The 23,217-nt window shown below is 59.7% G+C and carries 17 protein-coding genes; 6 read left to right on the top strand and 11 right to left on the bottom strand.

Translation table 11 applies throughout. The features are described 5' to 3' along the window. Nucleotides 1–37: 37 nt before the first annotated feature. On the bottom strand, nucleotides 38–676 hold the full coding sequence (locus M2447_RS02675) for a superoxide dismutase (RefSeq protein WP_277557293.1): 639 nt from the start codon (nucleotides 674–676) through the stop codon (nucleotides 38–40). 188 nt (nucleotides 677–864) lie between these two features. On the opposite strand from M2447_RS02675, the gene M2447_RS02680 reads away from it, so the two are divergent. From M2447_RS02680 to M2447_RS02695, 4 genes are all read left to right on the top strand, one after another. Further along, on the top strand, nucleotides 865–1,926 hold the full coding sequence (locus M2447_RS02680) for an ATP-binding protein (protein ID WP_277508951.1): 1,062 nt from the start codon (nucleotides 865–867) through the stop codon (nucleotides 1,924–1,926). Then, on the top strand, nucleotides 1,923–2,579 hold the full coding sequence (locus tag M2447_RS02685; RefSeq protein ID WP_108825735.1) for a hypothetical protein: 657 nt from the start codon (nucleotides 1,923–1,925) through the stop codon (nucleotides 2,577–2,579). Before M2447_RS02680 ends, M2447_RS02685 begins: the two co-directional genes overlap by 4 nt. Before the next feature lie 63 nt (nucleotides 2,580–2,642). Then, a complete protein-coding gene (locus M2447_RS02690) occupies nucleotides 2,643–4,892 on the top strand; it encodes an AMP-binding protein (RefSeq protein WP_277557294.1) in 2,250 nt (749 codons plus the stop codon). A gap of 34 nt (nucleotides 4,893–4,926) precedes the next feature. Beyond that, nucleotides 4,927–5,841, top strand: coding sequence for an alpha/beta hydrolase (locus M2447_RS02695; RefSeq protein ID WP_277557295.1), 915 nt, complete (start codon nucleotides 4,927–4,929; stop codon nucleotides 5,839–5,841). 18 nt (nucleotides 5,842–5,859) lie between these two features. Here the strand turns inward: M2447_RS02695 and queG are convergent, their stop codons facing one another. Together queG and M2447_RS02705 are read right to left on the bottom strand one after the other, a co-directional pair. After that, nucleotides 5,860–7,002 carry a tRNA epoxyqueuosine(34) reductase QueG gene (gene queG / locus M2447_RS02700; RefSeq protein WP_277557296.1) on the bottom strand — a complete coding sequence of 381 codons (1,143 nt, stop codon included), beginning with the start codon at nucleotides 7,000–7,002 and terminating at the stop codon, nucleotides 5,860–5,862. Beyond that, entirely contained in the window at nucleotides 6,986–7,729 is a 744-nt protein-coding gene (locus tag M2447_RS02705; protein WP_277557297.1) for a shikimate kinase, read from the bottom strand. The genes queG and M2447_RS02705 overlap by 17 nt, the downstream gene beginning before the upstream one ends. Here M2447_RS02705 and M2447_RS02710 point away from each other — a divergent pair. Beyond that, nucleotides 7,728–8,954 carry a class I SAM-dependent rRNA methyltransferase gene (locus M2447_RS02710; RefSeq protein WP_277557298.1) on the top strand — a complete coding sequence of 409 codons (1,227 nt, stop codon included), beginning with the start codon at nucleotides 7,728–7,730 and terminating at the stop codon, nucleotides 8,952–8,954. The two genes, M2447_RS02705 and M2447_RS02710, sit on opposite strands and share 2 nt — an antisense overlap. 135 nt (nucleotides 8,955–9,089) lie before the next feature. On the opposite strand, the gene M2447_RS02715 is transcribed toward M2447_RS02710, so the two are convergent. The 8 genes from M2447_RS02715 to M2447_RS02750 form a co-directional block, all read right to left on the bottom strand. Next, the gene (locus tag M2447_RS02715; protein ID WP_277557299.1) at nucleotides 9,090–9,650 is read right to left on the bottom strand and encodes a hypothetical protein; all 561 of its coding nucleotides are present in this window, start codon (nucleotides 9,648–9,650) and stop codon (nucleotides 9,090–9,092) included. A 328-nt stretch (nucleotides 9,651–9,978) separates the two neighbouring features. After that, complete coding sequence (locus tag M2447_RS02720) at nucleotides 9,979–10,572, bottom strand: hypothetical protein (RefSeq protein ID WP_277557300.1); 594 nt, start codon at nucleotides 10,570–10,572, stop codon at nucleotides 9,979–9,981. 64 nt (nucleotides 10,573–10,636) lie between these two features. Next, nucleotides 10,637–11,368, bottom strand: a complete 732-nt coding sequence (locus tag M2447_RS02725) for a hypothetical protein (RefSeq protein ID WP_277557301.1) — start codon at nucleotides 11,366–11,368, stop codon at nucleotides 10,637–10,639. 248 nt (nucleotides 11,369–11,616) lie between these two features. After that, a complete protein-coding gene (locus M2447_RS02730; RefSeq protein ID WP_277557302.1) occupies nucleotides 11,617–13,998 on the bottom strand; it encodes a peptidase in 2,382 nt (793 codons plus the stop codon). Nucleotides 13,999–14,033: 35 nt separating this feature from the next. Further along, complete coding sequence (locus tag M2447_RS02735; RefSeq protein WP_277557303.1) at nucleotides 14,034–15,449, bottom strand: DUF1501 domain-containing protein; 1,416 nt, start codon at nucleotides 15,447–15,449, stop codon at nucleotides 14,034–14,036. 120 nt (nucleotides 15,450–15,569) lie between these two features. Beyond that, complete coding sequence (locus tag M2447_RS02740) at nucleotides 15,570–17,429, bottom strand: DUF1553 domain-containing protein (protein ID WP_277557304.1); 1,860 nt, start codon at nucleotides 17,427–17,429, stop codon at nucleotides 15,570–15,572. Continuing rightward, the gene (locus M2447_RS02745; RefSeq protein WP_277557305.1) at nucleotides 17,426–18,562 is read right to left on the bottom strand and encodes a translation initiation inhibitor; all 1,137 of its coding nucleotides are present in this window, start codon (nucleotides 18,560–18,562) and stop codon (nucleotides 17,426–17,428) included. The genes M2447_RS02740 and M2447_RS02745 overlap by 4 nt, the downstream gene beginning before the upstream one ends. Nucleotides 18,563–18,803: 241 nt before the next feature. Then, a complete protein-coding gene (locus tag M2447_RS02750) occupies nucleotides 18,804–19,700 on the bottom strand; it encodes an AraC family transcriptional regulator (protein ID WP_277557306.1) in 897 nt (298 codons plus the stop codon). A 182-nt stretch (nucleotides 19,701–19,882) separates the two neighbouring features. On the opposite strand from M2447_RS02750, the gene M2447_RS02755 reads away from it, so the two are divergent. Further along, entirely contained in the window at nucleotides 19,883–23,206 is a 3,324-nt protein-coding gene (locus M2447_RS02755) for a DUF5107 domain-containing protein (RefSeq protein WP_277557307.1), read from the top strand. Nucleotides 23,207–23,217 lie beyond the last annotated feature (11 nt).

A 23,217-nucleotide genomic window follows, 5' to 3' on the forward strand; every position in this document is an offset into this window, starting at 1 on the left:
TGGCGTTGTTTTTTGCTCCGCTGGTAGCGGCGCGAAATTATTTGGCTGAACCTTTCGTGTAGCGTTCCTCGGCGAAGGTCCAGTTGACGAAGTTCCAGAACGCGGCGATGTAGTCCGGACGGCGGTTCTGGTAGTTGAGATAGTAGGCGTGCTCCCACACATCGAGGCCGATGACGGGATAACCTTCGATGCCGGCGACGGCTTTGCCCATGCGGGGGCTGTCCTGGTTGGCGGTGGAGCCGATGGCGAGTTTGCCCTCGGGCGTGACAAGGAGCCATGCCCAGCCGGAACCGAAGCGGCCCGCGGCGGCCTTGGCGAATTCCTCCTTGAACTTGTCGAAGCCGCCGAAAGTGGAGTTGATGGCGTCGGCGAGTTTGCCGACCGGCGCGCCGGTTTGACCGCCGGGAGCGATCACTTTCCAGAAGAGGCTGTGGTTGGCGTGGCCTCCGCCGTTGTTGCGCACCGCGGCGCGGATCGACTCGGGAAGTTTGTTGAGATCAGAGATGAGTTCGTTGACGCATTCGGGGCCGGTGATGTTTGCGCCGGCGAGTGCGTTGTTAAGGTTGGTCACGTAGGCTTGGTGGTGCTTGCTGTGGTGAATTTCCATGGTGCGCGCGTCGATGTGCGGCGCGAGGACGTCGTATGTGTAACCGAGTTCTGGTAATTCGTATGCCATGTGATTGTCCTTAGTTTGATTTTAGCAGGGTGGAGCAATCAATAGTTTTATCGGAGCGATGCAATGAAATGCGTGAGGTATTAGGATAAATGATTGTGAAATGCTTGCGAAAAAGAGGCTGTTTACAGGCATTTGCGTTTGCGCGCTTAGGGGTTGCCTTGGGCGGATTTTTCCACGAGCCTCTGGTCGTGATTGCCTCAGTTACCATTCGCAATTTCAGGGCGCTCAAACACGCGGAGCTTTCGCTGATGCCGTTTAATCTGCTGATCGGCCCGAACGGGTCGGGAAAAACGAGCCTTATCGATGCTGTGCAACGATTAAGCTCACTCGCCAAACTGCCGCTTTGCGGCGTGAAATCGGAGGAGGCGCGCGAGGGCATCGCGGACGGGCCGGAGCTTTATTGGTATTTCACGCCGCCGTTTGACGGGCTGGAGGCGGTGATGAAATGCACCTCGGAGACGGAATGTGATTTTCTGGACGTGGTGTCGCTGCCGTCCGGTTCGGGGCAGAACGATTGGCCCAAGTTGAGGTCGGAGTTGATGCGAGTCCGCTGTTATGTGCTTGATCATCGGGCATTAGCGGAGAAAAGCATGTCGCGCGAAGGCGCGGATTTGAAGAGCGACGGGGAGAACCTGGCGACGGTGCTCGCTTCACTGCAAATGCGTGAGCCAAAGGCATTTGAGGAAATGCGCGCGGAACTATGCCGAATTTTGCCCGAGTATGATGATCTGCAGTGGACGTTTACCAAGGATGGCGGCACGGAGCTGTTGTTGCGCCTGACGGGAACCGGCGAACTGATCGGCGCGGGACATCTTTCCCAAGGCACTTTATATTTGCTGGCGTTTTTGGCGCTGGCGTATGACCCGAATCCGCCGTCGATCGTGTGCATCGAGGAAATTGACCGAGGGTTTCATCCGCGATTGTTGCGCGAGGTGCGCGATGTTTTGTATCGGCTGTCCTATCCGGAGGCGTATGGGCTGGATCGCCCGCCGGTGCAGGTGATTGCCACGACACATTCGCCGTATTTGCTGGATTTGTTTGGCGAGCATCCCGAGGAGGTGGTGCTGACTGAGAAACGCGGACTGACGGCGCGGTTCATGCGTTTGTCGGATCGCAAGGATTTGCGGGATTTGATGGCCGAGGGGGGACTTGGTGACATGTGGTTTTCGGGAATCCTCGGCGGTGTGCCGCAGGAGGGGATGCCTTCCGAAGACGTCAACGAGAGCAACCCTGACGACACCCGCGGATGAAGCTTGGAATCATTAGTGAGTCACCCGCTGACGAAATGGTCATACGCGTGCTGGTCGAGTCGGTGCTCGGCGAGAACGTAAAGCTGGTCTCGCCCTCGTTGCGCGCGCGCGGCTGGCCGTCGGTTGCGCAAGTGCTGCCGGCGGTGATCAGGCATTTGCATTTCAACACGGACGCGACGGGCCTCGTCGTGGTCGTGGACGCGGACGACTCGGTGGTGCACACGGCGGAGCACGACCGCGAGGGTTATTATCATCCGCGTTGCCGGATGTGCCAGTTGCGCGGAGTGTTCAGGCAGACGACAAAAAAACTGCCGCCCGCGCGCGGTCGCAAGCACCTGCTGCGTTGCGTGGGCGTGGCGGTGCCGGCGGTGGAGGGTTGGTATTTGTGCGGACGCGACGAGACCGTGTCGGAACGCGCATGGACCGACGGGCAGGCCTCGGGCTCGATGCCTTACACGCGCAAGGAATTGAAATGGCGCGTGTATGGCACGGATCGTCCGAGCCTGGCGCACGAGATTGATTGCGCGATGAGGGAAGTGCAGCGCCACCGGCGCGACACGCGGCGCTTGGAGCACGATTTCCCCGGCTTTGAATCGTTGGCGAAAGACTTGCGCAGTTGGAAAAGTCAGTTAGCAACAACGGCTTCCCAATAAACCGTTCCGCGCCCGGCGCCCTCACTTTCGACTCCTGTATTCTTACTTCCGACACCTTTTTTCATGGCAACCAAACTTTTTCGAAAACGTTCGTATCTGCCTTTGCCGCTCGAATGGCTGCTGCTTCCGATTGTGCGGCTCATGTATCGCGTGAAGACGAGGCGCCCAGAAAACGTGCCCGAGCGCGGCGGGGTGATCTTGATTGCGAACCATCTTTCATTTGTGGACGCGGTCGTGCTGCAACTGGCGTGCCCGAGGCCGCTGCGGTTTCTCGGCTACGAGGGGCTGAAGGCGAATGTGTTTTTCGAAAAACTTTTCCGCTGGTCGGGCATGATCGGGTTTTCGCCGCGCGACCCGGTGGGCAGCACGAGGCGCGTCTTGCGTTCGTTGCAGGACGGCGAGGTGCTGTGCATTTTCGGCGAGGGGCACATCTCGCGCATCGGCGAGTTGATGCGCATCAAAAACGGGTTCGAGGCGATTGCGAAACGCGCGGGCGTGCCGGTCGTGCCCGTGGCGCACGACGGCTTGTGGGGCTCGGTCTTTTCGTTTTCGGGTGACCGCTGGATTTTCAAGTCGCCGCGCATCATGCCCACGCATGTGTGCGTGTGCTTCGGGCGCCCGATGCTTCCGAGCGAGGCGACGGCGGAGAAGATGCGCCGCGAGCTGCTCGACTTGGGGGCGGAGGCGTTTTCGGCGCGGCCCGTGCTGCGCAGGCATCTCGGCGCGGAGGCGGCGCGCGCGCTTGTGAAGCATCCGAGTTTTATCCAAGTGATCGACCGCACCGGCGAACGCGCCGAACTGTCGGCGGCGAAACTTTTTGCCGTGTCCGCCGCGCTTTCGCGCCGTCTCAAAAAAACAGTTCCCGAAAAGCGCGTGGGCATTGTGCTGCCACCGGGCGCGGGTGCGTATATCGCGAATCTCGCCGTGAGCTTTGCCAACAAGATTCCCGTGAACCTGAACTTCACCGCGGGCAAGACAACCTCGGAGGCCTGCATGAAACTCGGCGAAATATCGACGGTCATCTCGGCGCCGGCCATGCAGGAGCGGGTGCCGAATTTTCCCTGGCCCGCGGGCACGAAGGACCTGAAGGCCGAGATCATGGCCATCAGCAAAGTGCGCATCCTGTTCTGGATCGTCGTCGCCTACATCGTGCCCAACCAGCTCGTGCCGCGCCTGCTCGGCCTGCCGCGCCGCGGCGACAACGACGAGTGCTCGTTGCTCTTCACCAGCGGCACCTCGGGCGAGCCCAAGGGGGTCGTTTACACGCATCGCAACATTCTCGCGCAGTGCTGGCAGATTTCGTCCATCGCGGTGCTGCCCGCCAGCGCGCGCATGCTCGCGTGCCTGCCGTTGTTTCACAGCTTCGGTTATTCGATCACGGTCTGGTATATGATCCTGCGCGGCTGCACCACGATCACGGTGCCGAGTCCGCTCGACACGCGCCGCGTGGTGGACTCGATTCGCGATGAAAAAGCCACGGTGATCATCGGCGTGCCCTCGTTCCTGCGGCCCATCCTGAAACGCGCCACGCACGGCGAACTCAAGTCGCTCGAGCTCGTCGTCTCGGGCGCGGAAAAAATGCCGATGGATCTCTACGACTCGTTCATGAACCAGTTCCACATCGACATCATGGAGGGCTTCGGCCTGACAGAAACGAGCCCCGTGACCAATGTGAACCAGCAGCACCCGCCGTCGATTTCGCGTTTTTCCGTGCCGCAATACGGCAAGCGGCTCGGCTCGGTCGGTCGCCTCCTGCCGGGCATGAGCGCGCGCATCCTCGACCCGGACACGCACGAGGACCTGCCGCTCACATCAACAGGCCTGCTCCTGTTCAAGGGCGACAATGTTTTCACCGGCTACTTGAAGGACGCCGCCAAGACGTCCGAGGCGCTTCGCGACGGCTGGTTCTTCACGGGCGATCTCGCTCGCTTCGACGAGGACGGGTTTCTCTTTATCGAGGGCCGCCTTTCGCGCTTCTCAAAACTCGCCGGCGAGATGGTGCCGCACGGCACGATCGAGGAGACGATCGTCAAGGCATTTGGCTTTGGCGAGGAGGAGGGTTACGTCGTCGCCGTCACCGGCGTGCCCGACGAGGCGAAGGGCGAGATTCTCGTGCTGCTCACCACGCGCGACATCGAGCTCGCCGACCTGCGCCAAAAACTCACCGACGCCGGACTTCCCAACCTCTGGGTGCCGCGCATCATCCTCAAGACGGACCACATCCCCGTGCTCGGCTCCGGCAAGCTGGACCTCAAGGCGCTCAAGGAAGCCGCGACCAACGGCATCCACCGCCACGGACACGGCGCGCTGTGATCGACGCGCCCTCGCATTTTAAAACCTCAATCCAATGAAAATCCGCCTCCGCACCCTCGCAGCCCTCCTTCTCCCGATTACTCTCGCCGCCGCCGAGCCGGCGATTATTCCGCTCTGGCCCGAGGGTGTTCCCGGACTTCGCGCCGACGCCGCGCCCGACAAGGACACGCCGACAAGCTCCAGCGCCATCCACACGCCGACGATGCTGTTTTATCCCGCGCCGAAAAACAACGCCACCGGCACCGCCATTGTCGTGTGTCCCGGCGGCGGCTACTCGCGCCTCTCGATGGAAAACGAGGGCCGCAATGTCGCGCAATGGCTCAACTCCATCGGCGTCTCCGCCTTCGTTCTCAAATACCGGCTCAAGGAATACGGGCAACCCGCCCCGCTCCGCGACGTGCTCCGCGCATTGCGCACCGTGCGCTCAAAAGCGGCCGAGTTTGGCGTGACCCCGGACCGCGTCGGCGTGCTCGGTTTTTCCGCCGGCGGGCACCTCGCGTCAACCGCGACCACGCTCTACGCCCATCCCGACGGCAAGACCGGCGCGCCAATTGACGAAGTGAGCGCGCGCCCCGATTTTTCCGTGCTTGTTTATCCGGTGATCTCAATGCGCAGGATCGCGCACAAGGGCTCGCGCGAAAATCTCATCGGCAAAACCCCGTCGTCCAAACTGGTGGATTTGTATTCGACCGACGAACAAATCACGAAGGACACTCCTCCGGTGTTTCTCGTCAGCGGCACGGACGACAAAACCGTGCCCGTTGAAAACAGCGTGCGCTTTTACCTCGCGCTGCGCAAAGCCGGCGTGCCCGCCGAAATGCACCTTTATCAAAATGCCCGGCACGGTTTCGGAATGAAACCCGACATGGGCCCGCCCTCCGGCTGGCCCGTGCGTTGCGAGGAATGGATGCGACACAACGGCTGGCTGACGATTTCGAGAAGCCGATAAAACCGGCCGGCGGCGCGCTCAAGGTTGGGCTCCATACTCATCCAGCACGGCGGCGTCTTTTTCGGCGTTCCTGGCCTCGGCCAGCAGCCGCGTTGCCAGCTCCCTGTCCGCGATGCGCCGCACGGCCCAGACCGCGTGCGCGCGCACGAGCGGCGATTCGTGCGCGGCGAGGCGCGAAAGTTGCGGAAGATGCTCCGCGGCGCGCGCGCCGGTGTTGCCCGCGACGATGCACGCGTTGCGCAGCAGCCCGGCGAGCTTGATGCGTTTGATCGCGGTTTTGCGGAAATGCGCGGCAAAACTCTCCGGTGTCAGCGCGAGCAATTCGTTAAGGGAAAGTCGCGTAATCTCCGGGCGCGCCTCGAGGAGCAGCCCCCTGCTTGCTTGCGCGAAGCGATTCCACGGGCAGGTTTCCGCGCACGCGTCGCAGCCATAAATGCGCGCGCCGATTTTTGCGCGCAGCCCGCGCGGGATTGCGCCCTTGTTTTCAATGGTCTGGTAGGAAATGCACAGGCGGGAATCAAGCGTGCCGGGGCTCGCGATTGCGCCGGTCGGGCACGCGTCGATGCAGCGCGTGCATTTGCCGCAATGGGAGCGCGCGGGGAGAGGTTCATCCGCCTTAATTTTTGCGCGGACAAGAATCGCGGCAAGAAAGAGCCAGTTGCCAAAGTCGCGCGAAACAAGCATCGCGTTTTTGCCGATAAAACCCGCGCCCGCGCGTTCGGCCCAGGCGCGTTCCAGGACGGGGCCCGTGTCCGCGTAATAACGATAATCGGCGGATGTGAGCCCCAGTGTTTCCTCAATCACGCGGCCCGCTTTTTCCAGCGCCGGCTTGATCGTGTCGTGATAATCCGAATACAGCGCGTAACGCGCCCAGCGCGGGTGCCGCGAATCGGATGATGCACCGGCGGCGCCCTGAAAATAATTCACGCCGAGCATGATGACCGACCCGGCATCGGGAAGAACGAGGGTGGGGGAGGCGCGCTTGGCAAAACCGCGTTCGATCCAGTGCATGTCCGCCTGATATCCGGCGTCGAGCCACTTGCGAAGGGCGTTGACTTCGGGCAGTGCGCCGCCGTCGTCCCTCGCGGGGATGCTCGCGAAACGCGCCACGTCAAAGCCAAGGGCGAGCAGGCGCTTGCGCAGTTCAGCCGGCTCGATCATCGGGGGCGGCGGGATTTGTCGCGGGAGGTTCCGCGTGCCTGTGCGTGCGCAGAAAATCGGCCGCCTCGCGTTTGTAAACGCGCATGGCGTGCGCGATGACGTCGGGGAGCGAGCGGTTGTCCGTGAGCAGAAGCGTGCCCGCTTTTCGATAAATGGGTTCGCGCGCCGAGTAGATTTCGCGCATCCGGGCGAGGGGATCGTCCACGTTCAAAAGCGGGCGCGACTTGCTGTGGCGCGTGCGTTTGAGCACGGTTTCGAGCGAGGCGTGCAGGCAGATGACGACGCCGCGCGAATCGAGCAACTCAAGCATTCCCGGCTGCACGACCAGTCCGCCGCCGCACGCGACGATGCAGCCTCGCGCGGGATGCCCGCTCTCGATGAAGTCGCGCTCCAGCTTGCGGAAAACAGGCTCGCCGTCCTCCTCGAAAATTTTTGAGACGGGCTTGCCTTGCTCGCGTTCGATCGCCGCGTCGACATCGATCAGCTTGGCGCCGAGCCGGTATGCGATGGCGCGGCCGACGGTGGTTTTGCCCGTGCCCATGAAGCCGACCAGGTAAAGATTTACAACCGGTGTTGTCATTGTGCTGTCCGGCACCCTGCGGCAGCCGCCCGGGTTTTGCAAAACAAGAAATGCGCGACGGACGGCGACCCGGAGAACACCGTTCCGATGATTAAAAATTTTGCGCTTCTCGGCGGGCGGGGTTTTTGCGAATACTTCGGGTCGCATGTCTGACAATCCATCCACGCCAGTCCCAGCCTCCGAATCCGCGCAGGCGCCCGCGCTCAAACTCAAAATGAACGCCAGGGCGCGCGCCCTTAACGGCCACCCGTGGGTGTTTGCCAACGAAGTCGAGGCGTTGCTTCCCGCATCGTTCGACGGCGAGGTGGTCGAGTGCCGCGATCGCACGGGGCGCCGCATCGGCTCGGGCATCTACAACAGCCGTTCGCAAATCTGCTGGCGCAGGCTCGACCGCGGACGCGTGGCGCTCGACGAGGCCTATTTGCGCGGGGCACTCACGCGCGCGATCGGACGGCGCGAGTCCCCGGACTGCGACAAAAACGCAAGGCGCCTGATCTGGTCGGAGTCGGATGACTTGCCGGGCGTGGTGGTCGACCAGTTTGGCGACACGCTTGTGTTGCAAATCCAAACCCTCGCCATGGAAAAGCGGCGCGATGTGATCGCGCGTTTGCTGCTGGAGATTGTGAAACCCGCGCCGGTTGAAATCATATTTCGCAACGACGCGCCCATCCGGCGGCTGGAGGGGCTGGAGCAGACGACCGGCACGCTTTCGGGAAAAACCTGGGAGCCGCGCTGGCTGCGCATCGACGGATTTGATTACTGGCTCGATTTGCAGGGCGGGCAGAAAACGGGTTTTTACCTCGATCAACGCGCGCAGCACATGGCGGTGGCGCGCCACGCAAAAGGCCGCCGCGTGCTCGACGCGTTTTGCAACCAGGGGCCGTTCGCGCTGCATTGCGCGCGCGCCGGCGCGGCCAGCGTGCTCGGCATCGACAGCGCGGAGGACGCGATTGCGCAGGCCCGGAAAAACGCGGAGCGCAACAGCGTGGGCGCGGAGTTTTTGGCGGCCAATGTGTTCGATTTTTTCAACAGCCCGTCGCCGGAGCAGCGCGCGGAGACGTGGGACTTGATCATCCTCGATCCGCCGCCGTTTGCGAAGTCGAAGAGCGCGCTTGCGGGCGCGTTGCGCGGTTACAAGGAGATCAACCTGCGCGCGATGCAGCGGCTTTCCCCGGGCGGGATTCTGGCGACCTACACTTGCTCGCATCACATGCACGAGGCGGAGTTGCGGCAGGTCCTCGCCGAGGCGGCCTCGGACGCGCGTCGCCGCGTGAGCGTGCTGGAGTTTTGCCACCAACCGCCGGACCACCCCGTGCTCGTGACAATGCCCGAGAGCGAATACCTGCGCGGTTACATTCTGCGCGTTGAGTGAGTTGGGGCTGTTTCGGTTGGGTTTTTTCGAGGAAATGCCTCTGGGGTGGGCGAATCTCCGGTCGCGCCACGGCATTCCCGGCTCGCCGGAACGGTTCGCCTTGCCTCAAAATGTGACAAAATAAACCACAAGGCCCTAATTCAGTTGCGCAAAAAGCGGACGCCAAACAGCCGCGTTTTGATGCTTCGCGTCAGTCAAGCTCCGCCTTTTTAAGCACGAATTTTCCCGAGGAATTGAGTTCATAAATTTTATATGTCCCTTTATATTTCCAAGCGTGAGTTGAAGCGGAGCATTGTCAGTTGGCGGTATAAACACCCTTTCAAATATCCTCATAGGGTTAAGCCCGTCACTAATCAGCATTCCCTCCCCATCGCGAGCGAATGAACCATTTTCCTGTCTGACTGACACGCCAAGGTAAGTATTCGATCCGTGGGAGTAAATGTAATATACAGAGCCGCCCGATACAAAACAATCATAAAAAGCAAATCGTGGATATATTCCGTAGGAGCCGAACTCAGGCCCCAGTATGAATGTATCAATAATATATTCTTGATCTGATTCAACTATAATCAATCTGAATAATCCTGTGTCGTCATCGCGCACGACCATACCTGGTCTATTTTCAGCAAATTGCATTGGCATTCGTATAGCGTTTTTTCCCGGCCCTGTGACACTTTTGGGATCAAAATTTTTCATGCATTCCCATCGTTCCAGGATTTCTCCTGTCAAAGGCCGGCCCGGAAACGTGTCCAAATAAACCACATCCTTGTCAGTTGGTTTCGCGGAAGCGTTTTTCAGAGGAGGCGATTTCCCTGGAAACACCTTCTCGTGGAGCGCCTGTTTCTCCGGTTTATTCGACCAAACCGTGAAAACCGTAAGGATAATAATTAAAATACCCCCCCCAACCTATAATATAATAATTGCGTTTCATATTCCCATCTTATCAACCCAGCATAAACTGCTTGGGTGAAGGGGCAAGCCGAGACTTGCCATCATTTGCCCTTATTCCAGCCGTCGCGCTCCCTTAGCGAGGGAGCCAATAAAATGTCTCTGATGTTTTTTTGCTAATCGCGCCACCTTCATCCGCCTTGATTTCCCCCGTGTTTTTGTTCAACCAAAAAAAATAATAATAATCAGCATCTTCATAACCTAAACTAGGCAAATATTCCACAGCAAAAGCCCCCGTGCCCATATAACGATCGGTTGCCTGATCCCGATTGGTTATCCTCATCTTCTTGGGTGGTCCGTAAAGAAAATTCAGACTTTTCTTTATTTTCTCAAAATCAAGGGATTTGACTTCATCACTATTCAGCCAATGAATCTTGGTTATTGATGCCCCTTGCTCCCCTGGGTGTGGATTGACTGCACGTTGAGATGCGGCCTTTCGCCCTTCGCCTGAGTGCGCAGTAATAATACCATTAGTTGTCACACGTTTATAAGTGCTGGCCTCTTCCAATGAAAGTGCGGGGCGAGGCAATGCGAGGTTCGTTTCCCTGTTAAGCGTCCCCATCTCCGCAATCTTTGATTCTTGATCACGTGGAAAAGTGATACCTAAAAAGAAAATTGCAACACCTAGTAAAATACCCGCAGTCGTAAAAATTGATTTTTTATGTTTCATAACTGCGGTTGGTGGTGCGGTGATTCAGGAAGACCTAATGGTATTGCTCGAATTAATGAAATCGTCAATCATCAACAATCTCCACGCCGAGCCCCGGGATTATTCTCTTGTTTTTGGGCAAGTTGGTTTCGATTAGTTCAAACTTACCGGGTTCCTTTAATTCATAAATTCTATGATACCCGGCGCATTTAACCTGTGCGCGAAGCGGTGTTGATCCTGATGGCTCGATAAACATCATATCCCTCAAAAACTCCCAATACAGGCCTTCGCTAATGAGAAAATTATCACTTACAATTTTGTAGGAACCATCCTTATTTTTTATGGATACCCCTATATAGACCTCGTAGGGATTTCTATGCATGTAATAAACGTAATCGCCTTGAACATAATAATCACAAAACAAAAATGTCGGGCCGATACCACTAGCAGCACCACCTTTACTAAATTTGTATGAGGCTACAACATACTCCGTTCCTGACTCAGAAATAATCAGTCTATCTGTATTAGTTTTAGTCTCAGGATCCGATTCAAATTCCCTAAATCCGAGGGGATCACGTGTAAATTTCATTGGACGCCGCGAGACTCCTGACCAAGCAATATTGCCATTAATTTCGATTTTTTTATAAGTATTAGCCTCCTCCAATGAAATCGCGGGGCGTGGCAGCTCAGGATTTGAAAACTCGGTAGATGCCGTCTCCTTAACGCCATTCGACTTATGCTCATTTTGTGGAACAAAAATTAGAAAGAGAGCCAACGAAATAATCGCAATTGCTAGAATGATTTTAGTGTATTTCATTTCATTTATATGCCGTGTGCCACACCAAGCAACCAAAAATTTTGTCAGAAAATAAAACGCGGTGTAAGCGTCTAATTTATTTCACGTTCAAATTGTGTTATCCCGCAAGAAGTAGCGATTTCGCGGTAATTAAAAAAGAAAAAGCGCGCATATCTTTTTTGCAAAAAATAAGCGCAAACCGCCCCTGCCATACGAACAAATGGTCGGCTTGGCTTTCGGGTGCGTCGCAATCGACGCCCTTGTGGCGGTTATTTCTTTGGCTGGTTCTTTTTCTCGGATGGGTCGCGCACGAGATTGACGGGGGCGCCGTCCTCGGCGGGCAGCACCTTGAAGGGGAGGGCGGGAGCGAGCGAGGAGGTCTTTTGGCCGCGGAAGCGTTGCGTGGCCTCGATGATAAACACGCCTTCCTCGCCAACCATCTTTTCGTTCGTGCAGCGCACCTTGATCACGCCTTCCGTCGCGCCGGCTTCAATGACGGCGACCTCCACAATCATGCCCTTGCCCCCGCGCGAGGCCATCACGCGTATGGGAACCTTGGCGGCGGATTGCGGCTGCTGTTTTTTCGCGGATTTCTTCGCATTCTTTTTCCCGGCGTTTTTCCCGGCTGCGGCAGATTTGTTTTTCGGAGCCGCCTTCTTTTTTGCCGTTGCCTTGCCCTTTGTGCCGGCGCCGGATTTTGCCCTTGGCGGTGGCTTTGCGGTGACGGGGGGGCGGTAGTTCGGGTTGCGGATGATGCGCACGGGGATTTCGCATTCCTTGCCAAGCGTCAATTCGAGCGGGCCGGCGTCGGCGGGGCGCATGACTTCAACGCGAAAGGGCGAGGCGGGCGTGACCACGAGGTAGCCCTGCTCGACGGGCACGGTGTGGTAGTAGAAAAACGCCTGCATTAGCTCCTCGGCGACATTGGCCTTGTGCGTCACGGTCTTGCCGTCGATTTCCGCCTCGGCGCGGAAGAGCGGTTTGTAGACGCCCGGTTTCGCGTCGAGCGGCGCGGAGAGGGTGAGGATGGTTTGGTTTTTGCCGGCCTTCACCTCGGCGCCCGCAAGCTCGAAGCCGGGGGGCAGCCCTTCGGTGCGCAGGCGGATGGGGCCCTTGTAATCGTCGATGCGAATGGACTTGAGTTGCACAACAACATTTCCGCCCGCGGGCACGCTGAGGTTGTCGGGCGTGACGCGCAGTTCGAAGTCGGGCTGCTGCGGCGCGATGCTGAGGCGGTAGGCGTATTCGACACCGCCCTTGCCCTGGGTGTCGCTGAGGTGGACGAAGTAGTCGCCGTCCTGCGTGAATGTGTGCGCGAGGCGCGGGTCGGCATGGTGGGTGATGAGCCCGAAGCGCTCGTCCTTCACGTCGTCGGCCGTCAGGGTTTTGCCGAGCAGTTTTTGCGGACCAAGAACGATTCGCGCGTCGAGCGGCGAACCGAGGCGGCGCGCCATCACGTCGATGACGAGCTTGTCGCCGGTCTTGGCGGAAAAGGTGAACACGTCGATATCGCCGGGTTTGTCGATGCGTCCGTTGATGATGACGGGCGTGGTCACGCGCTGGGCCTGGCGCTGGGCGTTGTTCGGCTCGTATTCCGCGACCTCGGGCAGCTCGCTGATTTCGATCGGGCGCGCGTTGGTCTTTTCGCCGGTTTTTAGGGGGAAGCTGATCTCGGAAACCCCGGGCTGGCGGTCGCTCACATCGCATATCCAGTCTGCCGTTTCGCCGGGCAGGTTTATGCCGCGCGCGGTGAAGCGGTGGTGCTTGACCCCTTGCGGGGCGCCGAGGGGAAAGATGTCCGTCACGTAGGGCAGCTCGCCTATTTTCATGCGGTAAACAAGGTCGTCGCGTCCACGGGAAACGGCGTCCCATATCTCGACGATGTAGTCGCCGTCGGCGGGCGCCTTGAAGAACATGACCGGGTCGGGGTCGAAACGAAAATCATCCGCCTCGGCCAGCCGGTCGCCCTCGCTGTTGTAGAGCACGATGCGCGGTTGAAACCATCCGGGCACGGCATCGGCGAGATAGGACTTGATGGCGCGGGCCTTGACCTCGATGAGAATTTGCTGTCCGGCGCGCGCGCTGAAACGGAAAAAGTCGCGGTCGGCGTTTGTTATCTGGCCGTTGACGACGACGGGGAGCGCGGGCAGTTGCTGCGCGTCGGCCAGGTGGCCGTTCGGTTCCTTTTCGGAAACCTCGGGCAGCTTGCCGATTTCAAAACGAAAGCGGTTCGACAATCCCGCCGTTGCCATGACGCGCAAATCGCGAATGCCGGGCTCGGCGTCGGGCGAGATCGTGAGGCGCACGCGCGCGGTTTGCGCGGCAACCTCGTCGCGTTTTCGGGCCTCCCTGATTTGCGCCTCGGTGGGCATGTTGACTTCGAGCACCTTGCCGGTGACTCCGCTGCCGCTGACCCAAACCTCGCTCGCGCCCTCAAGCGATCTGCCGCCGAGCGTGATTTCCATCGTGCGGTTTTGCTGCGCGCCCGCGGGGTAAAGGTATTCAATGTAAGGCGCGGCCACTGCGTGGCCGCAAATTCCAACGATCAAAATCCAGATTCCAACCAGCCAGCGGAATGTTGGCTGGAGGAATGCTTTTTCAGTTTTGGAATTTGGATGCCGGAATTTGGAATTTCGTTGGAATTTGTTCATTGGAATTTGGGATTTACCGAGAGCGCAGCGAGCGGTCATGTTGGCATGATCTCCTTTAACATTCCCTCGCCGGGCGTGAATTGGGTGGATTTTTTTGCGGGCTGGGCGGTTTCGTCCTGGCGCGGCGTCACGTAGGCGGCGCAACCGAGGGGGTGGGGGAGGGTGCCGTCGGGATCGATACCGAGGAGCTTGTAGATGCTCGCCGACAAATCCCACGGCGCGATGGCGCGCTTGGTGACGCGTTCGCCGCGGTTGTCCGTTTCGCCGACGATCTGTCCGCCCCGGAATCCGCCGCCGGCAATCGCCCACGAAAACGCCGCGCCGTAGTGGTTGCGTCCGCCGTTCCACGGCGGCTCGGTCATGAATCGCGGCGTGCGGCCAAACTCACCGCCGCAGGTGACAATCGTTGAGTCGAGCATCCCGCGCTCGGTGAGATCGGTGAGCAGTGCGGAGAATCCGCGGTCGAGTTCGGGCATGAGTTTTTTGTAGCGCTCGGCCTGGTCGCGGTGCGTGTCCCAGCCGCGCATGTTCACGGTGACGTAGGCGACGCCGTTTTCGACGAGCCGGCGCGCTTGCAGGCACGAGCGGCCAAACTCGGTGTTGCCGTAGAGTTCGCGGGTCTTGGCGCTTTCCTTGGAAATGTCGAAGGCGTCGCGCGCCTTGCCGAGCACCATTTCGCGAGCCTGGTCGCGGAAATAATCGGCTTCCTCGAACACGGCTTTTTGCGAATGGCCGAGGGCGTCGAGGTTGTCCAGGAGCGCGGCTCGTTTTTCGAGGTGCGCGCGTTGCTCGGCGCTGATCGGATTGGAGAGGTTGCCCGGAATGAACGAACGGTAGCGGGGGCCGAGAAACCCGGTCTCGGAAAAACGCCCGATCGCAACCGGCACCGTCATGTAGGCGGGAAGCGCGCGCCCCTTGAGCAGGCCGGCCTCCTCCATTTTGTAGGCGATGACCGCGCCCATCGACGGATACACAAGGCCGGACCTGGGATCCGTGCCGGTTTGCATCATGTAGGTGGCGGTTTCGTGCGCGTTGGTTTTGTGCGAGAGGCCGCGCAGGAGCGTGTATTTGTCGGCGTGTTTCGCGGAGAGCGGCAGCAGTTCGCCGATCTGGATGCCGTCCACGTTGGTCCGCGCGGTTTTGCGCCACGGGCCGGTGATGTCGGTCGAGGCCTGCGGTTTGGGATCGAAGGTGTCGATATGCGACGGGCCGCCAAACAGGAACAGTTGAATGACGGCCTTGGCGCGGGCGTTCGACGCGGGCGCGGAGCGCAGATACGGCGCCATGGCGAGTCCGCCGACGGTGAGCGCGCCGATGCGCAGAAAGTCGCGCCGGGTAACAAGGTCAAACGCGCGCCGGTAAAGCGCGTCCGAGGCGTGGTCTTCGTGGGCGCAGAGCGGGTCGTGTGGCGAGGCGGAATCGGGAGAAAAGAGAGGATCGGGAGTGTTCATGGAAATGTGGATTTCAGAACGCGGATTTAGGAATTGTGGTGCTTCCGCCCCACTGGGGATTTTGAAATTCGCATGGCAGCGCGCATTCCGAAATCCACATTCCGAATTCCGCATTTTGTATCAGTGATTGTATAAAAATTCCTTTGTGTTGATCAGCGCCCAGACGACATCTTGCGCGGCGGTGTTTTTGGAGGGGGCCTCCTGGAAATAACTGTTGATGATGGAGGTTTCCCCGCCGGTCGGCATGCGCGCGAGAAACGTGAGGTAACACTCCTCGGCAAACGCGCCCGCGTTCGCCCCGTGCTTTTTGGCGAGCTGCGAAATAACGCCGTCTTTTTTTCGCAGTTTTTTGGTGAGTGCCTCCGAGTCGAACAGGTAGAGGGCCTGCGCCATCGAGGGTCTGCGGTCGCGCTCGACCTCGTGGGAGGTGTCGCGTCCGGGGCGCCCGAAGGTTTCGAGAAATCCACTCGTCACGCTCGCGTCGGGATTCGCCACGCTGTGGAAATCGTCCGGCCACATGGCAAACGGCTCGGGGATCCGGCTCTCGAAATATTCATACGCGCCGGTGGCCGTGCCGATCGCGTCCGCAAGAACCTCGGCGTCGAGGCGGCGCGGAATGTAATGCGACCAGTTTTGCGAGTCGCGGGCGTTGCTTTCGTTTGCGGCGCTCGAGCGCTGGTAAGTTTGCGAGGTCACGATGAAGCGGAGCAGGGCGCGCAAATCGAAACCGCTTGAGACCACCTTTTCCGCGAGCAGATCAAGCAGCTCGGGATTGGCCGGCGGATTGCCGGGGCGCACATCATCGACGGGCATTGTGATGCCGCGCCCGAACAGCGCGCACCAATAACGATTTGCCACGTGCCGCGCGAAGTAGGGATTTTTCGGCGAGGTCAGCCACTTTACGAGATGCTTTTGCGGATTGTCCGCGCGGCTGAATTTCACCGGCGTGCCATCGGGGAGAACGGGGGCGGCGACGGTGTTTTTTTCCGCGCCGATCCTGTGCGGGGCCCACGAGGGGTTGAAATACACAATCTCCTCCTTCCACTCGCCGGTTTTTTTGTATTTCACATTGGTGAAAAACGCGGCGAGACCCGCGGCCTGCCCGGACTGCCAAGTCTGATACGGATGCTCCTTGCACTCGGCGCAATCGAGGCGCGCGCCCATGAAAATAAGCGCAAACGCCGACGCGAGCCCCGCGGGCGTGCGACGCTGGGTGGCGCGGTAAAAATTGCACGGTGGATCGCGGAAATTACTGCCCGCCGTGGTGAGAAGCGTCCGCGCCATCTCATCGTAGCGCATGTTGCCGGCCATCGCTCCGCGCAGCCAGTTGTGGTAGGCCTGCACGGCGTTGGGCCAGAGGTTGCTGGGGAACTCGCTTTTCACGCGCAACACGTCGCTCCACTTCATCGCCCAATAATCCGCGTATTCGGGGCGCGAAAAAATCCAGTCGATCAACTTCTCGCGCTTTTGCGGATCTGTGTCCGCAAGAAACTCGCGCGTTTTTTCGAGCGGGGGAAGCGCGCCCGTCAGGTCGAGACACGCGCGTCGCAGGAATTCCGAATCCGAGCAAAGAGGGGAGGGGAGAACGCCGAGCTGGCGCAGATTTTTGTTAACCAGCGTGTCAATCGGATGCGCGTCGGCGGCATCGGCAGTCGTGAAGAATTTCGCGCCGGAAGGAGGTGTTTGTTTCACCGTCACGAAAACCGTCGCGTAATCATCCCCGGAGCGAAAACTGAGCACGGCGCGCCCCGGCGAAACCGCCTCCAGCGTGCCATCGCTTTTGATTCGGGCGACGTTGGAATCGTTTGAATGGACGCTCGTGCCGGACGGGATTTTGATGCGCTTCGTTTTGCCAGGTTCAATGACCACCGACTCGGGACGGATTTTAAGTGCCGCGGCTTGCGCAAAAACGGAGCCGATCAGGCAAAACACAAATGCGCAAAAAGCCGTCCGCAGCGCGCGGGTGTGTTGCGTTTTCATGCACGCGCCTCGCTTTCTTTTTTCCACGCGTCCAGTTCGATTTCAAAAAGCAAATCGTCGCGGCAGATGTCGCAATGCGCAAAAATCGCGGGCAATGGCGGAATCCCGAGCGCCGTTCGGCGCGCCTCCCAGCGGGGCATCCATTCGATGCGGGGGAAATATAAAATCGCGCGCGCAGTGTCGCGCCAGTCCATGTCGCGCGATTTGAGAATCGCCTCGACCACGCGCAGGCTCAGGTCGATTTGCGCGTCGAGATCGTCGAGATGGATGGTCTTGCCGCCGGGTTCGATGCTCGCCGTGCCCGACACGAGCAAATGGCGCGAACCGTCCGCGTCCGCGCATTCCACGGCGCGGCTAAACGCGCTCTTGTAATCGTAGGCGGCGCACTGGAGCGGCGAAGTCACCGCGCTCACGCGCGGCGCAACGGCGGATTTTGGCGCGACTGCGAGCGCATCGAGTGAAAGCGCCGCGCCCGCGGCGTTGCTTGCGCCGACTCCCGTGCTCGCGGGCACCAGCGTGCCGAAGATATTGTGCTCCGTGAAAAACGCATTTCGCACGCGATTGAAGTCCGCATACCAGTCGAGAATATGGTCGTTGAAAAACCAGGTGCGAACTAGGTTGCCGAGCGTGAAACCCGCGTGTTCGAGCCGCGCCTTCAACAACTGCCACACATCCGCGGACTGGGCATCACGCGCCGCGCGAACATCAGGCGGCGTGAGCGCGCCGAGCAGCAGATAACGCGCATCGGGCGTTTCCCATTGCGCGCCGCAAACCGCGCCGCGCTCGTCCAGCACGCGGTCAATCTTGATTTCCTTGGGAAGCGCCGTGATGCGCGCGCTCAAGACGCAACCCGCCGGTGTGTCGTGGCGCCCGAGAAATGCCACCGGGAAGGGCAGGTTCGCGGTCGCGTTGCCAAGCGCGGGATCACAAAACGCATTGCCTTGAATCGGAACGAGCCCGCGAGCGAGCGCCGCATCGGACAATCGGCCAATCAGCGCGACGATGGACTCGTCGGGCCCGGCATTTGCGCTGATTGAGACCATGCTTCCGCCAAGTGATTTCTCATGAACGAAGCCGTTGGTGTGGGATTGCGAGGATTCCAAATCAGATGGAACGGGAGTTTGCAGTGACATGGTTTTCGAGGAAAAAGTCAGTGTTGTTTGGGTTTGGGGACTTTGATGCGACTGAGGACGCTTATTTCAGCAGGCGGTTACAACAGAGGGTTTTGAGAGGCGATTTTCAGGGAGCGAATGCCACTGAAAACTGTAACTGTAGGGAAAGGTCAATCGAATTCGCACAATGAACGTTATGTCTAATTATATTAAATCGAGATGCTCCTCATTCCGGTTTGTCCAGTCAGTCTTGAGGAGCAATTCAGCGCCCTGCCTGTTCCCTATACTCCGACGGGCTTGTGCCGACGTGCAGGCGGAAGCGTTTTGAGAAATACAACGGGTCGGTGAAGCCGAGGCTATAGGCGATTTCGGAAATGCCCTGGTCGGTTTGCATCAAAAGCTCGCAGGCGCGCTGCATTTTCAGGCGCGTGAAAAATTCCAGCGGACCGCAGTTGATCTGGCGTTTGAACATGGCGCAAAAATGCGGCACCGAAATGCCCGCCTCCTTCGCGATTTGAGCGAGCGTGAGCGTGCGGTCCAGGTTCTCGCGCAGGAACCGCACGCTGCGGACGATGCGCTCCTCGGTGTGCCGTCGGCGCGTGCTCGGCGAGCGTTTCATCGTGCGGCACAATCCCATGAATCGCATGAACGTGGTCGAGAGCCCGATCAGGTCGGAGTCGGTGTGGCCGCCGATTGTGTGATGATAACATTCCTCAAACGCCTCGATCATCACATCGACATTCTGAATCCAAAACCGCGGTTGTCGCGTGGTGAGGCCGAGCATTTTCACGTAGGCGGCGGCGCGGGCACCCGTGAAGTGAAACCAGAAAACCGTCCATGGATCGCGCGTGTCCGCCGCGTATCGGTGCGCGACATTCGGAGGCAGCACAATGCCGTGCCCGCGGTGCAAAAACCACTTCGACGAACCCGAGTGGACAATGCCGCGACCGCCGAGGCAAAAGATAAGAACGTGCTGCGCGCAACCGTCCGGCCGGTCCACATAATGCCCGAGCACGCGGTCAAAGCGTCCGATGTGCGTCACGCAAAGATCGGCGCACGCGGGAATGCGCCCGGCCTGCCGGAGCACGTTTTTCGGAAGGATGACAAGCCGTTCGCCGGGGAATCCGTCCGCGATGCGCGGTGTTGCTGGAGTTTTCACAATACCATAATATCTTCCATACCAAACATAGGGATGTCCATTTCAAACACGGGCGCGGCGTGTTACGATTTCGGCATCCTGTTTTCAAAACCGGGTTCCCATATTTCACCCTTCCCCACCCTTCAATCCCGCAACCTCACGATTCAACGGCAAACGAGTCCTCGGCACACTTGCGAATAGTCATGTCAATCCACGCACACATCATCCAAAAAACAATAAAAACGTATCCGGTCGGAAAACCCGAGCGCAACCCCATGTTCTTCGAACGGCGGGTTTATCAAGGTTCGTCGGGGCGCGTTTATCCGGTTCCGTTTATCGACAAGGTGTTCGACGATCCGGTCGACGCGAAATACAGCGTCGCGGAATTGGAGAACGAATTTGTGCGCCTCGAAATGCTGCCGGAAATCGGCGGCAGGATTTTTCTCGGTCAGGACAAAACCAACAACGACTACGATTTTTTCTACAAGCAAACCGTCATCAAGCCCGCCCTTGTCGGGCTCGCGGGGCCGTGGATTTCCGGCGGCGTGGAGTTCAACTGGCCGCAACACCACCGCCCCGGCACCTTCATGCCGACCGATATGTTTATCGAGGAAGAGGCGGATGGCGCGCGCACGGTCTGGATGTCCGAGCACGATCCGATGCTGCGCATGAAGGGCATGCACGGCATTCGCCTGCGCCCCGGCAGTTCGCTGGTGGAGTTGCGCGCGCGTTTGTTCAATCGCACGCCCTTCATGCAGACATTCCTGTGGTGGGCAAATGTCGCGGCGCGGGTGCATGATCGCTACCAGTCTTTTTTCCCGGAGGATGTCACTTACGTGGCCGACCACGCGGTGCGCGCGATGACATCGTTTCCGATTGCGACGAGTCCGTATTACGGTGTCCGTTACCAGGACCGCCCCGGGGCCAACGACCTGACTTGGTATAAAAACATTCCCGTGCCGACCAGCTACATGGTGTGCCAGACCGCGTTCGATTTCTTCGGCGGTTTCGACTTCGAGGCGGACGGCGGTTTTGTGCATGTGGCCGACCGCATGATTTCCCCCGGCAAAAAACAATGGACCTGGGGCAACCACCCTTTCGGTTATTCGTGGGATCGCGAGCTGACCGACGAGGGCGGCCCCTACATCGAATTGATGGCGGGCGTTTACACGGACAACCAGCCCGACTTCGCGTATCTCGCGCCCTACGAGACCAAGACATTCTCGCAATACTGGTGGCCCATCCAGAAAACCGGCCCCGTGCAAAACGCCAGCGAACGCGCCGCGCTCCGCCTCGTCGTCGGCGACGACAGGCGCATCGACGCGGCGGCGCTCGCGCCCGCGTTGCTCGACGGACGCGTCATTTTGCGCGAGGGCGGGCACACGCTCATCGACACGCGCGTCGAGCTGCGTCCGGGCCGGCCCTGGCAAAACCGCGAGCACACCATGCGCGGTGACAACCCGTCCGCGCTTGAGCTGATCCTTGAGGACGCGCGCGGCGAACGCGTGCTCGACTACCGTCCTGTTGACCGCGCCGCGCAGAAACAATCGCGCAACGTCGCAACCGAACCGCCCTCCCCCGCCGACATAACGACGGTTGATGAGCTGCGCTCCGTCGCCGAGCATCTTGAGCAATACCGTCATTGCACGCGCGCGCCCGAGCCCTACTGGGAAGAGGCGCTCAAGCGCGATCCGGACAATGTCGCGTGCAATATCGCGCTTGGACGCCGCCTGCTTTCGCGCGGGCTCTTTGAGAAAGCCGCCGCGCATCTCGAACGGGCCATTGCGCGGCTCACGGAGCGGCATCCGAATCCCTCGACGGGCGAGGCGCATTATTATCTCGGCCTGGCCCGCCGCTTCCAAGGCCGCCATGCCGAGGCCGCGCGCCATTTCGGCAAGGCGACATGGAACTACGAATGGCGCGCCCCCGCGCACTACGAACTCGCCGCGCTGTCGTGCCGCGACCGTCAATGGAAACGCGCGCTCGAACACTTGGAGAGCGGCCTGAAAACCAACACCGAAAACAACAAGGCCCTCGTGTTAAAATCCATCGTGCTGCGCCGTCTCGGTGAGAACCAAAAGGCCGATGCCGTGCTGGACGCCTTGCTGAAAACCGACGCGCTCGATCATTGGGCGCGTTGCGAGCGGGCGCGCGCGATGAACGACAACACCGAGTTCCTCAAGCTGTCGCGCAACGACGCGCAGACGATCCTGGATATTGCGTTTGATTACGCCGAGGCAGGCCTGTTTGCGGAAGCGCTCGCGCTGCTTGATTTGCACGAGGCGCAACCCGTGGGCGTCAGCGCCACGCCGAATCCGATGGAGCGCTCGCAGTCGATCCGCTACACGCGCGCATGGCTGCTTGCGCAAGCCGGCGACGCCGCCGCCGCCGAGCGCGAACTCGCCGCGGCGCGCAATGCGTCGTTCGAATATTTCTTCCCCTCGCGCGTGCACGAGCAAGTCGTGCTCGAATGGGCGCTCTCGCAACCCGGCGGCGATCCGCTCGCGGCCTACGCGCTTGGCAATTATTATTACGACAAAAAACGTCACGAGGATGCGATTTCCGTGTGGGAGCGCTGCGCCGCCTCCTCCTCGAAATGCGCGACCGCGCACCGCAACCTTGGCATCGCGTATTGGAATATTCGCAACGACGGCGACAAGGCAAAGGCCGCCTACGAGCGCGCGCTCGAAATCGATCCGAACGATCCGCGCCTGATTTACGAATTCGACCAGCTCTTAAAAAAGCGCAACGAGCCGCTCGAAAAACGCCTCGCCTGGCTTGAGGCGCGGCGCGAGTTGGTCAACGAGCGCGACGACACATCGGTCGAGCTCGCCACGCTGTATAACCTGACCGGCCGGCCCGCCAAGGCGCTCGACCTCGTGCTCTCGCGCCGGTTCCACCCGTGGGAAGGTGGCGAGGGAAAAGTGCTGCGCGAATACACGCGGGCGCGGCTGCTGCTCGGCTGCGACGCGCTGGAACGCGGGGTCGCGGACGAGGCGCTGAAACAATTTCAACAGGCGATGGACACGCCCGACTCGCTCGGCGAGTCCTACCACCTGCTGCAAGCCAAAGCCAATGTGAATTACTGGACCGGTTGCGCGCTGCTTGCGCTCGGACAAAACGACGAGGCCGCGAAACACTTCGAAATGAGCGCCGCCGAGCAGGGCGATTTCAGCGAGATGGCCGTCACCGTCCACAGCCCGCTCAGTTATTATCGCGGACTTTCGCTGCAAAAACTCGGGCGCGAGCAAGAGGCGAAAACGCAGTTCGAGGAAATGAAAAGTTTCGCAAAAATCCGCTTGGGCGAGCGCGCGAAAATCGACTACTTCGCCACGTCGCTGCCCGACATCCTTGTGTTTGACGAAAACCTGCAAGCCCGGCGCGACGCGGAAAACCATCTCTTGATTGCGCTCGCCTGCGAAGGCCTCGGCGACGCGGCCCGGGCTCGCGAACACCTCGCGCGCACGCTCGCTTTCACAAACGCCGACGCATGGGCCGCCGACTTGAAAAACAAACTGGAAAAATAACCGCACCATTA

The sequence above is a fragment of the Ereboglobus sp. PH5-10 genome (genome assembly GCF_029504735.1).
Lineage (GTDB): Bacteria > Verrucomicrobiota > Verrucomicrobiia > Opitutales > Opitutaceae > Ereboglobus.